Source organism: Martinezella sp. CNPSo 3890 (genome assembly GCF_057784455.1).
In genome coordinates, this window is record NZ_JBXSOR010000007.1 from 65,916 (window position 1) to 78,968 (window position 13,053).

General features: G+C 59.8%; 9 protein-coding genes. 4 read left to right on the top strand and 5 right to left on the bottom strand.

The window, feature by feature from the left end; genetic code table 11:
• Positions 1-19: 19 nt before the first annotated feature.
• Together AC13RC_RS18010 and gltB are read right to left on the bottom strand one after the other, a co-directional pair.
• Positions 20-1,474, bottom strand: coding sequence for a glutamate synthase subunit beta (locus AC13RC_RS18010; protein WP_113330492.1), 1,455 nt, complete (start codon positions 1,472-1,474; stop codon positions 20-22).
• Positions 1,475-1,650: 176 nt separating this feature from the next.
• Positions 1,651-6,375 carry a glutamate synthase large subunit gene (gene gltB, locus AC13RC_RS18015; RefSeq protein WP_488558010.1) on the bottom strand — a complete coding sequence of 1,575 codons (4,725 nt, stop codon included), beginning with the start codon at positions 6,373-6,375 and terminating at the stop codon, positions 1,651-1,653.
• Positions 6,376-6,941: 566 nt separating this feature from the next.
• On the opposite strand from gltB, the gene AC13RC_RS18020 reads away from it, so the two are divergent.
• The gene (locus tag AC13RC_RS18020; protein ID WP_488558011.1) at positions 6,942-7,988 is read left to right on the top strand and encodes a threonine aldolase family protein; all 1,047 of its coding nucleotides are present in this window, start codon (positions 6,942-6,944) and stop codon (positions 7,986-7,988) included.
• 372 nt (positions 7,989-8,360) lie between these two features.
• On the opposite strand, the gene AC13RC_RS18025 is transcribed toward AC13RC_RS18020, so the two are convergent.
• Positions 8,361-9,218, bottom strand: a complete 858-nt coding sequence (locus AC13RC_RS18025; RefSeq protein WP_152092525.1) for a LysR family transcriptional regulator — start codon at positions 9,216-9,218, stop codon at positions 8,361-8,363.
• Positions 9,219-9,324: 106 nt separating this feature from the next.
• Here AC13RC_RS18025 and AC13RC_RS18030 point away from each other — a divergent pair, with 106 nt between their 5' ends.
• From AC13RC_RS18030 to AC13RC_RS18040, 3 genes are all read left to right on the top strand, one after another.
• The gene (locus AC13RC_RS18030) at positions 9,325-10,350 is read left to right on the top strand and encodes a bile acid:sodium symporter family protein (protein WP_488558012.1); all 1,026 of its coding nucleotides are present in this window, start codon (positions 9,325-9,327) and stop codon (positions 10,348-10,350) included.
• An 87-nt stretch (positions 10,351-10,437) separates the two neighbouring features.
• Positions 10,438-11,139, top strand: a complete 702-nt coding sequence (locus AC13RC_RS18035; RefSeq protein WP_488558013.1) for a hypothetical protein — start codon at positions 10,438-10,440, stop codon at positions 11,137-11,139.
• Complete coding sequence (locus AC13RC_RS18040; RefSeq protein WP_488558014.1) at positions 11,136-11,555, top strand: PIN-like domain-containing protein; 420 nt, start codon at positions 11,136-11,138, stop codon at positions 11,553-11,555. Before AC13RC_RS18035 ends, AC13RC_RS18040 begins: the two co-directional genes overlap by 4 nt.
• Positions 11,556-11,708: 153 nt before the next feature.
• Here AC13RC_RS18040 and AC13RC_RS18045 read toward each other — a convergent pair whose 3' ends face one another.
• Positions 11,709-12,173, bottom strand: coding sequence for an Hsp20 family protein (locus AC13RC_RS18045; RefSeq protein ID WP_113389195.1), 465 nt, complete (start codon positions 12,171-12,173; stop codon positions 11,709-11,711).
• A gap of 352 nt (positions 12,174-12,525) precedes the next feature.
• Positions 12,526-12,942, bottom strand: a complete 417-nt coding sequence (locus AC13RC_RS18050; RefSeq protein WP_113395342.1) for a DUF2000 domain-containing protein — start codon at positions 12,940-12,942, stop codon at positions 12,526-12,528.
• Between the last annotated feature and the right edge of the window lie 111 nt (positions 12,943-13,053).

Genomic DNA, 13,053 nt, shown 5'->3' on the forward strand with positions numbered 1-13,053 from the left:
CGCGAACGGACAGCGAAACTTAGTTCGGCAGAACCGTCGAACCCATCAGAGCCTCGTCGATCGCGCGGGCGGCCTGACGGCCCTCGCGGATCGCCCAGACCACCAGCGACTGGCCGCGGCGGACGTCACCGGCTGTCCAGAACTTGTCGATCGAAGTCTTGTAGTCCCTGTCGTTGGCAACGACGTTGGTCGAACCGCGGCGATCCGTGTTCAGTGTCAGCTTGCCGTCGAGTTCCTTGAGCACGCTGTCGGTGAACGGACCGCGGAAGCCGATGGCGATGAAGGCGAGGTCGGCGCGGATGACGAATTCCGTGCCGGCGATCGGCTTGCGACGCTCATCCACTTCGCAGCACTTCACGCCCGTCAGCACGCCGTCTTCGCCGATGAACTCGAGCGTTGCGACCTGGAATTCGCGAACCGCGCCTTCGGCCTGCGAGGAAGATGTGCGCATCTTCGTCGCCCAGAACGGCCATACGGCGAGCTTGTCTTCCTTTTCCGGCGGCTGCGGACGGATGTCGAGCTGGGTCACCTTCACCGCGCCCTGGCGGAATGCGGTGCCGACGCAGTCGGATGCCGTATCCCCGCCGCCGACGACGACGATGTGCTTGCCGCCAGCCAGGATCGGATCGGCGGGCCAGCCGACGCTGTCGATATTTTCGCGGCCGACGCGGCGGTTCTGCTGCACGAGATAGGGCATGGCGTCATGGACGCCTGCCAGCGTCGTGCCGGGAATGCCGGCTTCGCGCGGGGTTTCCGAGCCGCCGCAATAGAGCACGGCATCGTGCTCCGCCAGAAGCTGCTCGACCTTGACATCGACGCCGACATTGACGCCGCAATGGAAGGTGACGCCCTCGCCCTTCATCTGCTCGACGCGGCGATCGATGAAGTTCTTCTCCATCTTGAAGTCCGGGATACCATAGCGCAGCAGGCCGCCGGGCTTGCTTTCGCGCTCATAGACATGGACGTCGTGACCGGCGCGGCCGAGCTGCTGGGCGGCTGCCATGCCGGCAGGGCCAGAGCCGATGATCGCGACCTTCTTGCCCGTATGCACGGTTGCCGGCTGCGGGCGGATGAAGCCCAGCTCATAGGCCTTGTCGGCAATCGCCTGCTCAACAGTCTTGATGGCGACCGGCGCATCTTCCAGGTTCAGCGTGCATGCTTCCTCGCAGGGTGCGGGGCAGACGCGGCCGGTGAATTCCGGGAAGTTGTTGGTCGAATGCAGGTTGTGGATCGCCTGTTCCCAATTGTTGTTGTAAACGAGATCGTTCCAATCGGGGATCTGGTTGTGCACGGGGCAGCCGGTCGGGCCGTGGCAATAGGGAATGCCACAGTCCATGCAGCGAGCTGCCTGTTTCTGCACTTCCTGGTCCGACATGGGGATCGTGAATTCACGGAAATGCCGGATGCGATCCGACGCCGGCTGATACTTCGCCACCTGCCGGTCGATTTCCAAGAAGCCTGTTACCTTGCCCATGCTTTCGTTTCCTCACTCTAAAAGAGGAGCTCATGGCTCCCGTGCCTGAGGGTCATCTCGGTTTCCCTGTCCGGCACTTTAATTCAAATCCGATTCCGCTATTCGACAGTCGCGATCGCCATATGGCGATCGCAATGCGAGGCGAAACCCTCGGCTGGTTTCAGAACCGGGACGGATTATTCCGCCGCCACGCTCATCCGGCTACGTTCCATTTCCTCAAGGGCACGGCGGTACTCGACCGGCATGACCTTGCGGAATTTCGGGCGGTAGTCGGCCCAGTGATCGAGGATCTCCTTTGCTCGCGTCGAGCCGGTATAGTGGACGTGGTTCGAAATCAGCTGGAAGAGGCGCTCTTCATCATGGCGTGTCATGTCATCGGAGACGTCGACGCGTCCCTTGTGCATGATGTCGCCACCGTGATGATGCAGCTTCTCCAGCAGCTCGTCTTCCTCCGGAACCGGCTCCAGCTCGACCATGGCCATGTTGCAGCGGCGGGCGAAATCGCCCTTTTCGTCGAGAACATAGGCTACGCCGCCCGACATGCCGGCCGCGAAGTTGCGGCCGGTTTCGCCGAGCACGACGACGACGCCGCCGGTCATATATTCGCAGCCGTGGTCGCCCACGCCTTCGACGACGGCGATCGCGCCGGAGTTTCTGACCGCGAAGCGCTCACCCGCGACACCGCGGAAGTAGCACTCGCCCTCGGTCGCACCGTAGAGCACGGTGTTGCCGATGATGATCGAATTCTCAGCAACGATCTTCGAATTTTCGGGCGGACGGATGATGATGCGGCCGCCCGAAAGGCCCTTGCCGACATAGTCATTGCCGTCGCCGATGAGGTTGAAGGTGACGCCGCGTGCGAGGAACGCGCCGAAGGACTGACCGGCGGTGCCCCTCAGGGTGACGTTGATCGTGTCGTCCTTCAGGCCGCGGTGGCCGTAACGCTTGGCAACCGCACCCGACAGCATGGCGCCGGCCGAACGGTCGACGTTCTTGATGTCGACTTCAAAGGCGACCGGCGTCTTGGACGACAGGGCAGGTTCAGCCTTCTCGATCAGCTTGCGATCGAGAATGTCGTCGATCGGGTGCTTCTGCACTGTCGTCCAGTAGGTCTCTTCCTTCGGCGCATCGACCTTGTGGAAGATACGGCTGAAATCGAGGCCCTTGGCCTTCCAGTGGGCGAGCATGTCGTCCTTCTCCAGAAGCTCGGAAGCGCCGATGATATCATCCAGCTTGGCAACGCCGAGCGAGGCGAGGATCTCACGCACTTCTTCCGCCACGAAGAAGAAGTAGTTGATGACATGCTCCGGCGTGCCCTTGAAGCGCTTGCGCAGGACTGGGTCCTGGGTGGCGACACCAACCGGACAGGTGTTGAGGTGGCACTTGCGCATCATGATGCAGCCGGCCGCGATCAGTGGCGCGGTGGCGAAGCCGAATTCGTCAGCACCGAGCAGCGCGCCGATAATGACATCGCGGCCGGTCTTCAGGCCGCCATCCACCTGCAGGGCGATGCGCGAGCGCAGCCCGTTCAGGACCAGCGTCTGCTGGGTCTCGGCAAGGCCGATCTCCCAGGGAGAACCGGCATGCTTGAGGGAGGTCAGCGGCGAAGCGCCGGTGCCGCCATCATAGCCCGAGATGGTAATGTGGTCGGCGCGCGCCTTGGCAACGCCGGCAGCAACCGTGCCGACGCCGACTTCAGAGACGAGCTTGACCGATACATCCGAAGTCGGGTTGACGTTCTTCAGATCGTAGATCAGCTGTGCCAGATCTTCGATCGAATAGATGTCATGGTGCGGCGGCGGCGAAATCAGGCCGACGCCCGGCGTCGAATGCCTGGTCTTGGCAACCGTCGCATCGACCTTGTGGCCGGGCAACTGGCCGCCTTCGCCGGGCTTGGCACCCTGCGCGACCTTGATCTGCAGCACGTCGGCATTGACCAGATACTCGGTCGTCACGCCGAAACGGCCGGAGGCGATCTGCTTGATGGCAGAGCGTTCCGGATTCGGCGAACCGTCGAAGAGCGGCATGTAGCGATCAGCTTCCTCGCCGCCTTCACCGGTGTTCGACTTGCCGCCGATGCGGTTCATGGCGATGGCCAGCGTCGTATGCGCCTCGCGGCTGATGGAGCCGAAGGACATGGCGCCCGTCGAGAAGCGCTTGACGATATCGGCGGCCGGCTCAACCTCTTCGATCGAGATCGGCTTGCGGCCGAGGGCTTCCGCACCCCTAATCTTGAAGAGGCCGCGGATCGTGTTCATCCGGAGCGCCGACTCGTTCACCATCTCGGAGAATTCGCGATAGCGGTCCTCGGCATTCCCACGCACGGCGTGCTGAAGGGCCGCGACAGCGTCCGGCGTCCAGGCGTGGCTTTCGCCGCGCATACGGTAGGCATATTCGCCGCCGATGTCGAGCGTGCTTGCGAGCAGCGGATCGCGGCCGAAAGCAGCCTTGTGGCGGGAGACGGTTTCCTCGGCGATCGTCTCAAGGCCGATGCCTTCGATCATCGTCGCCGTGCCGAAGAAATACTTGTCGACCAGCTCCTGCTGCAAGCCCACAGCATCGAAGATCTGCGCGCCGCAATAGGACTGATAGGTCGAGATGCCCATCTTCGACATGACCTTGAGGATGCCCTTACCGACAGCCTTGATGTAGCGGTAGACGACCTCGGTCGCGTCCACTTCCTTCGGGAATTCGCCGCGCTGATGCATGTCGAGCAGCGTGTCGAAGGCCAGATAGGGGTTGATCGCTTCCGCGCCGTAGCCGGCCAGCAGGCAGAAATGATGCACTTCACGCGGCTCGCCGGTTTCGACGACGATACCGACCGAGGTGCGCAGACCCTTGCGGATCAGGTGATGGTGCACCGCAGCCGTCGCCAGCAGCGCCGGGATCGCGATACGATCCGGTCCGATCTGGCGGTCTGACAGCACGATGATGTTGTAGCCGCCACGAACGGCCGCTTCCGCCCGCTCGCAGAGACGGTCGAGCATCTCGGGCATGCCTTCGGCGCCGCGTTCGACATCATAGGTGAAGTCGAGCGTCTTGGTGTCGAAGCGATCCTCGGTGTGACCGATCGAGCGGATCTTTTCGAGATCGCCGTTGGTCAGGATCGGCTGGCGCACTTCCAGACGCTTGGCGTTGGCCATGCCGGTATGGTCGAGCAGGTTGGGGCGCGGGCCGATGAACGACACCAGGCTCATGACCAGCTCTTCGCGGATCGGATCGATTGGCGGGTTCGTCACCTGCGCGAAGTTCTGCTTGAAGTAGGTATAGAGCAGCTTCGGCTTGTCCGACATCGCCGAGATCGGCGTATCCGTGCCCATGGAACCGACGGCTTCCTGCCCCGTCGTCGCCATCGGCGACATCAGGAGCTTGGTGTCTTCAGCCGTGTAGCCGAAGGCCTGCTGGCGGTCGAGCAGCGACACGTCGCGGCGCAGCGCCCGCGGCTCCACAGGCTTCAGGTCTTCCAGGATCAGCTGCGTGCGGTTCAGCCAGCTGCGATAGGGATGCTTGCCTGATAGTTCCGACTTCACCTCGTCGTCGGAGATGATGCGACCCTTTTCCATGTCGATCAGCAGCATCTTGCCCGGCTGCAGGCGCCATTTCTGGATGATCTTCTCTTCCTCGACAGGCAGAACGCCGGCCTCGGACGCCATAATGATGCGGTCGTCGCTGGTGACGAGATAGCGGGCCGGACGCAGGCCGTTACGGTCAAGCGTCGCACCGATCTGCTTGCCGTCGGTGAAGGCAACGGCGGCTGGGCCATCCCATGGCTCCATCAGGGCGGCATGATACTCGTAGAACGCCTTGCGTTCCGGCGCCATCAGCTGGTTGCCGGCCCAAGCTTCGGGGATGAGCATCATCATGGCATGCGCCAGTGAGTATCCGCCGCGCACGAGGAACTCGAGCGCGTTGTCGAAACAGGCGGTGTCCGACTGACCTTCATAAGAGATCGGCCAGAGCTTGGAGATATCCTCGCCGAAGAGCGGCGAAGAGACCGAAGCCTGGCGTGCCGCCATCCAGTTGACGTTGCCGCGCAGCGTGTTGATTTCGCCGTTATGCGCGACCATGCGGTAGGGATGGGCAAGCTTCCATGACGGGAAAGTGTTGGTCGAGAAACGCTGGTGCACGAGCGCAACCGCCGTTTCGAAACGCGGATCGGAGAGGTCCTTATAATAGGCGCCCACCTGATAGGCGAGGAACATGCCCTTGTAGACGATGGTCGAGCTTGACAGCGACACGGGATAGAAGCTGCTCTCCTCGCCCTCGTATTCCGCATAGATGCGATTGGAGATCACCTTGCGCAGGGTGAAGAGGCGGCGCTCGAATTCCTCGTTCGTGCCGGCATCGCGGCCGGCGCCGATGAAGACCTGCACATGATGCGGCTCGGTGGCGGCAATATCGGGCGCCTTCGACAGCGAGGAGTTATCGACCGGCACGTCGCGGAAGCCGAGCAGCACCTGGCCTTCTTCGGCAACGACCTGCGTGATGGCAGTCTTGAAATGCTCGATCAGCGCCTCATCGCGCGGCAGGAAGAAATGGCCGACGCCATATTCGCCCGCCTTCGGCAGGATCACGCCCTGTTTCGCCATCTCCTCGCGGAAGAAGCGGTCGGGGATCTGCACGAGGATGCCGGCGCCATCGCCCATCAGCGGATCTGCGCCGACAGCACCACGATGCGTCAGGTTTTCGAGAATGAACAGGCCGTCGCGCACGATCTGGTGCGACTTCTGGCCCTTCATATGCGCGACGAAGCCGACGCCGCAGGCGTCATGCTCGTTGCGGGGATCGTAGAGGCCCTGTTTCGGCGGGATGCCGACAGCGCGTTTCGACGTCTTGGCCGTAGCGGCAGCATTCACTGCAGCGGTCTGGTCAAAACTCGTCAACGTCGTCCTGTTCGTCATGGTCTTCCCTCCGGTAAGGCCCGCGTCGCGGGCGCTCCTTCGTCCCGCGCGGTCCGTTTCCGGGGCCGACGCGCGACAGCGCTGTTGCATTGTGAAGATCCGGCCGCGAACCGCAGCTCCTTTAAGTGGAGCCCGTCGTCAGCGTTCCGCGCCCTGCTATTCCACCGCCGCATTGCCCGCACCTCAAAAGGCTCGAAAGGGCATGCTCCTGGTAACTATAGCTCGAAATCCCGACATCGTCAGGACCCTGGGGCACATCTTCGGCCTCGGCGGCCAAAATAGGACAGCAACCCTGTCCTAATTCATCAGCTCTATGCCAGAAAGCTTACGCCTTCGCAAGAGCAAAACGGCAAAATTTCGTCAACGAAAGACGGAAGATTGCCTTTGCTGCAGGAATAGAGCAATAAAGTTTCGCTGCGGCGCATCATTTTATTTGTTGATTGCGTCAATCAATTTCTGTGATGCATTCTTCAAACTCATACTCTTGATAGGTTTTTGCATTGGCGTAATGTCCGGCCAACCCTATCTAATCCAGCCGCAATTCAATCTTCATCTGGTGCATTTTCATGTTCTTTGCTTCCGATAACTGGGCCGGCGCCCATCCCAAAGTCGCCGAACGTCTGCTCGCCGCATCGAGTGGTTTTGCCTCCGCCTACGGCACAAGCGAGCTCGACCAGCGTGTCGAAGCCAGATTCTCCGAGATCTTCGAGCGCGAGGTCGCGGTCTTCTTTGTCGCAACCGGTACGGCCGCTAATTCGCTGTCGCTTGCCAGCGTCCAGAAACCGGGCGGCATCAGCTTCTGCCATACCGAGGCGCATGTCGCCGAAGACGAATGCGGTGCTCCTGACTTCTTCAGCGGCGCACGTCTTGCCACCGTCGAAGGCGCTCTCGGTAAGATCGATCCTAAGGCGCTTTCCACCAAGATCGCCCGCTTCCCGCAGGATGCCGTCCATCATGGCCGCGCCGCCGCCGTGACGATCACCCAGGCAACGGAAATCGGCACGGTCTATTCGCTGGATGAGATCGACGCCATCGCCGCCATCGCCAAGGCAAACGGGCTACCGCTGCACATGGATGGCGCGCGTTTCGCCAACGCCCTGGTCGCGCTCGGCACTACGCCTGCCGAAATGACATGGAAGCGCGGCGTCGACATTCTTTCCTTCGGCGCCACCAAGAACGGCTGCTGGTGCGCCGAGGCGATCGTCTTCTTCGATCAGGAGAAGGCGAAGGAAATGCATTTCATCCGCAAGCGCGCCGCCCAGCTCTTCTCCAAGTCGCGCTTCATTGCCGCCCAGTTCGACGGCTATTTCCAGGACGGCCTCTGGCTCGACCTTGCCCGCCATTCCAACGGGATGGCCGATCGGCTGCGCGCCGGCCTCGAAGAGACCAGCGGCGCTCGTCTCGCCTGGCCGACTGCCTCGAACGAGGTTTTTGCGATCATCCCAAAATGCTCCGCCAAGACTGCAGAAGACAAGGGAGCGAAGTTCTACGAATGGCCAATTCCAGAGTCGCAGCCGGATCTGGTCGGCAGGGATGAAACGCTGATCCGACTCGTGACAAGCTTCGCCACCACCGAAGCCGATGTGGCGAATTTCCTCGCCTGCCTGAACTGACCCGCAAGAAAAAGAGCGCCGGAGCCGGCTTCCGGACCGGACGGCGCTCGCAATAGCGGCAAAAAGTCAGTTTTGATTCCGATGGGCGATCATTGCGAAGTTCGATAGATCGTCGCGGTCGGACGCCGGTGCATGATGTACGATCATCGTCATTGCCACGACGCAGGCGACAAGCCCGGAAATGAAGATCGCACCATATGTCATCGGAACGGCTATCCCCCCGCAACTCCCCCATCGCCACCGGAGATAGCAGAATAAGCTGACTTCCGCCTGAAAACGGGCGCAACAATAGATCAGCCGGCAAAATAAATCCGGATCTCATCTGCATGATGGGAAACGGCTTTTAACGATAGCTGATAGACGATTTCGTTGTCAGCTTGATCGGGGCCCCCGCACCTTGGAGAGTATGTCGTCAGAGAGCGCACTAACCAGAAGTTGGTCCGCGCCCTTGCGCGGCACGAGCACGAACTCCACGTCCTCAAGGACGGGTAGCCAGCCCGGGGCTATCTCGATCAATCCGGCGGGAGCCATGCTTTTCGGCTGCACGAGAACACCCATGCCGGCGCGCGCTGCTGCGGTCAGGCCACTCAGGCTGCCGCATGTGCAGACGATGCGCCACGGCATCTGCTGTCGACGCAGCGCCTCTAGCGCGACCGCACGCGTGACACTTGGGGTGGGAAAGGCGATCAGCGGCAATGGCCCCGCAAGCTTGCGGATGCGATCCGGGTCGCGGGCCAGCCAGACCAGCGGCTCGCGGTAGACGAGCTTGCCTCTCGCGTCGCCGAGCCGCCGCTTGGCAAGCACCAGATCGAGATCGCCATTGTCCTGCATTTCATAAAGCACGCCGCTAAGCGCGACCGTCAGCTCGAGATCGACGGAAGGATGCGAACGCACGAATTCCTCCAATACGTCCGGGAGTTGGCTGGTGACGAAATCCTCGGAAACGCCGAGCCGAAGATTGCCGCGCAGGCTGTTGCCGGCAAAAAGCTGACGCACCTCCCCTTCGATCGACAGCATCTGGCGCGCATGGCCGAGCAGCGCCTCGCCATCGCCGGTGAGGACGACACGGTGCGTGTCACGCGCCAAAAGTTTTCGCCCCAATTCGGCTTCCAGCCGCTGTATATGCTGGCTGACCGTTGACTGCCCGAGCCCCAGCCGCTCGGCCGCAAGCGTGAAACTGCCCATCTGCTCGACGGCGACGAAGCTGCGCAACTGCGTGAGATCCAGCATGGTTATCCTACATTGTGATAACTGTTATTCCTTGCATCGTGGATCACAATAGGTCTATCTGCAAGGAGTCATCATCAAGACTTGCAATGCGATTGGGGTAGGCACGATGCGCCGCTTTCTTCCAGACACCTTCACCATGCTGCTGGTGCTCACCGTCCTGACGGCATCCTTCTTTCCGGTGCAGGGGGCCAGCGCTCACTATTTCGGCATTGCCACCAACTTCGCCATCGGCCTGCTGTTCTTCCTCCATGGCGCGCGCCTCTCGCGCGATGTCGTCATCGCCGGCCTGCTGCACTGGCGGCTGCACCTCGTCATCCTGCTGACGACCTTCGGAATCTTCCCGCTGCTGGTGCTGGCCATGGGCCATATCGTTCCGAACAGCATCCTCCCCGTATCGCTCTATACCGGCATGCTGTTTTTGAGCGTGCTGCCTTCGACCGTGCAGTCTTCGATCGCCTTCACCTCCATCGCCGGCGGCAATGTGCCGGCTGCGATCTGCTCCGCGTCCGCCTCCAATATCTTCGGCATGTTCCTGACGCCGCTGCTCGTCGGCATCCTGTTTTCGGTCGGCGGCCAGGACGGTGGCTTTTCCTGGGATGTTCTGTGGCAGATCATGCTGCAGCTGCTTGCCCCATTCATCGCCGGCCAGCTGCTGCAGCCATGGATCGGCGACTGGATCCGTTCGAAGAAAAAGATCCTGATGCCGGTCGATCGCGGCTCGATCCTCATGGTCGTCTATTCCGCCTTCAGCGAGGCTGTGGTGGAAGGGCTGTGGCATACCTTCTCCGTCCTCGACATCGTCACGGTCATCATCGCGAACATGGTGCTTCTGGCAATGGTGATCTGCATCACCATGTTCGGCAGCCGTGCCCTTGGTTTTGAAAAGGCTGACGAGATCACCATCACCTTCTGCGGCTCGAAGAAGTCGCTGGCAAGCGGTGTGCCGATGGCCAACGTCATCTTCGCCGGCCAGAGTATCGGCGCCATCGTGCTGCCGCTCATGCTGTTCCATCAGATCCAGCTGATGACCTGCGCCGTGCTTGCCCAGAAATATGCCGATGCCGCCAAGCGGCGCGAGGCTGCGAAAGCAAAGTCGGGCGCAAAGTCCGGCGAAGCGACAAACGCGGCCTGACGGCTTAAACCAATCCGACTATAGGTTTAACAGCATGCGGTGATGTTGAACTGTTGACAGCGAATCAACCTGATGGATTATGGCTGCATGAGCAATGATCAATTGATTGGTGTCGGCCTATATACTCCTGCGGAAGCAGGAAAGCTCTTGCGCATCGCACCAACCAAAATTTCACGCTGGCTAAGAGGCCACCATATTAAGGGGAAGTATTATCCGCCTCTTTGGACACCTGAGATTTCGCTTGGTGATGATAGAATATTCCTTGGGTTTCGCGATCTTATGGAAGTGCGTGTAGCGGACGCATTTATCCAAGTCGGAGTGTCAGCAATTAGAGTGCGTGCCGCGATCGAGGTCGCCAGAGACATCATCGGCCGGGACAGACCTTTGTCGACTAATCGCTTCCGAACAGATGGGCGCGAAATTTTCCTCCACATTGTTGAAGAAGACGACGACGGTGAAAGGCGGGAACTTTTACTCAACCTATTTCGCAAGCAATTTGAATTTAATACTATTCTAGATCCCATTCTGAAGACTGTTGATTTTGGCAGCGATGGAAATCCATTGGCTTGGTGGCCAGCAGGCCGGCGACTTAATGTCGTTATCGATCCCGCTCGCTCGTTCGGCCAACCCATAGATGCGTCATCGAGTGTACCAACGGCAGTTCTAGCAGCCGCGGCTAAGCACGATGGCGGAATTCGAAATGCCGCACTGGCATACGACGTATCCGAGATAGCGATCAAAAACGCCATCGAATTTGAAACGATGATGGAACAACGGCTAGCGGCGTGAACGTCTTTTTTGACAATTGCACATCTCCTGTCTTTGCCACCACGTTACACGGTTTTGTTCAACATCAAGGTCACACCGCAGTACATATACGTGATGTACCAGCCCTGCCGAACGGGAGACATTCCACGGACTTGGAGTGGATCGATCTTCTTCGAAAATCTAATGACCAATGGATTTTCATCTCCGGAGATGGACGCGTCTTAAGAAATTCCGCTGAAAGAGCGGCGCTTCGGTCAGCGGGACTTCACGGCTTTATTCTGGCGCCGGCTTACCAGAAGGCGCCACTAAATCAGGTCGCATCCATCTTGATTTGGCGCTGGCCTGAAATATTACAAATTACCAATCTGCTTCAGGCGCCATCCATGCATGAAGTACCAATCAATAAGAACGCAAAACTTCGCGCGCTCCCGATATGAGAGCTGAGCGCGCAGTAGAATAAAATCAACTGCCAAGCATACACAAAAGCGGCACCCTGATGGAGCGCCGCTTCTTTTGATCTTGGGAGGATCAGGAGCTTAGCGGCCAGAGACCGCCAGCCCGGCATGACGGTCCCAGACCGTCAGCCGTACTTAGTTGATATGAGCCTCGATGGCCTTCGGGCTTTCCACGGGCTCGGCCGCGATGGAGATACGGCGGGGCTTCATGGCTTCAGGAATGTTGCGCAGCAGGTCGATGTGCAGCAAACCATTCTTCAGTGAAGCAGCCTGAACCTCGACATGGTCGGCAAGCTGGAAACGACGCTCGAAGGCACGCTTGGCGATACCGCGATAGAGATATTCGCTGGTTTCAGCCGGCTCTTCGCTCTTTTCGCCCTTGACCTGAAGGACATGGGCGTGGGCCTCGATGCTCAGTTCCTTTTCATCGAAACCGGCAACGGCCATGGTGATGCGATAGGTGTTTTCACCCGTGCGCTCGATATTGTAGGGCGGATAGGTCTGGGCCTGATCCGGCTGGCCAAGGCTGTCGAGCATGGTGAAGAGACGGTCGAAACCGACGGTGGAACGGTAAAGGGGAGAGAAGTCTACGTGACGCATGGAAGTCCTCCTGTGAGCGACAATTGCGATTTCAATTCTGTCCCATGACCCCACTCTCGGCGGCCTCGGGACGGTTTCGCAGGCCCGTTTGGCACCCGCGAAAAAGAGATGGGGATCGCTTTTGCGGAGTTCAAGCCCCTGTGCCCGCCTCCCATTTTGCGGAAAATCGCTGCGTGAACCGCAGATGAACGGATGGTTCGGAACCGGTTCAGGCTGGCTGGCCTATCGTCCAAACCATCGGAACACCATCGTCCGATGACTGAAGTGTATCGTCCCTTCTTCTTCAGTCCTTGCTCGGCCGGCGAAGCGGATCTCTCTATCTCCGCAAGCCGGCCTTTTTTCTTAGCGGACACTATCGCAGCAACTTCAGAGAACCAGTCAGCGATTTCACCCACTTCGCAGGGCCGGCCAGCCCAAGACCGTCGATCGCCTCGCCCGCAAGATCGCGATCCGGAAATATCGCCTCATATTCCCTGTAATCGTGCAGCGAGCGGGCAAAGGCAGGAAACGGAACGATTGCGCGGTCGTTTTCGACCGGCAGGGTCTTCAGCAACAGAGATCGTATGGTTTCCGCATCCGCCTGCAGTATCGGAACGGGCATGTTCGAGCTGATGTCGATGGTGCGCTCCTCCCTGTCGGTCAATTGCCTGGCCGCGAGCGCAGGAAACTTTGCGCCCAACCCGATCGAGATGGCACCGGCGGTGTTGGCGATCAGACCGAGCGGCAATGCCGGATTGATGACGATGGCTAGACGAATATCGGGAAGCATGGAGACCTGCTGCAATTGATAAAAGTGATCGCAGGATATCTCGCGCATCGGGGACAATCTTGCCTTTTATTGCTGCATAATTGGATAACATGGTAGCATCTACCCCGTTTC

What these genes read in the sequence shown, in the direction of transcription:
- gltB (WP_488558010.1), bottom strand. Translation starts at nt 6,375, where the DNA reads ATGACGAACAGGACGACGTTGACGAGTTTTGACCAGACCGCTGCAGTG.
- AC13RC_RS18030 (WP_488558012.1), top strand. Translation starts at nt 9,325, where the DNA reads ATGCGCCGCTTTCTTCCAGACACCTTCACCATGCTGCTGGTGCTCACC.
- AC13RC_RS18050 (WP_113395342.1), bottom strand. Translation starts at nt 12,942, where the DNA reads ATGCTTCCCGATATTCGTCTAGCCATCGTCATCAATCCGGCATTGCCG.
- AC13RC_RS18010 (WP_113330492.1), bottom strand. Translation starts at nt 1,474, where the DNA reads ATGGGCAAGGTAACAGGCTTCTTGGAAATCGACCGGCAGGTGGCGAAG.
- AC13RC_RS18025 (WP_152092525.1), bottom strand. Translation starts at nt 9,218, where the DNA reads ATGCTGGATCTCACGCAGTTGCGCAGCTTCGTCGCCGTCGAGCAGATG.
- AC13RC_RS18045 (WP_113389195.1), bottom strand. Translation starts at nt 12,173, where the DNA reads ATGCGTCACGTAGACTTCTCTCCCCTTTACCGTTCCACCGTCGGTTTC.
- AC13RC_RS18035 (WP_488558013.1), top strand. Translation starts at nt 10,438, where the DNA reads ATGAGCAATGATCAATTGATTGGTGTCGGCCTATATACTCCTGCGGAA.
- AC13RC_RS18020 (WP_488558011.1), top strand. Translation starts at nt 6,942, where the DNA reads ATGTTCTTTGCTTCCGATAACTGGGCCGGCGCCCATCCCAAAGTCGCC.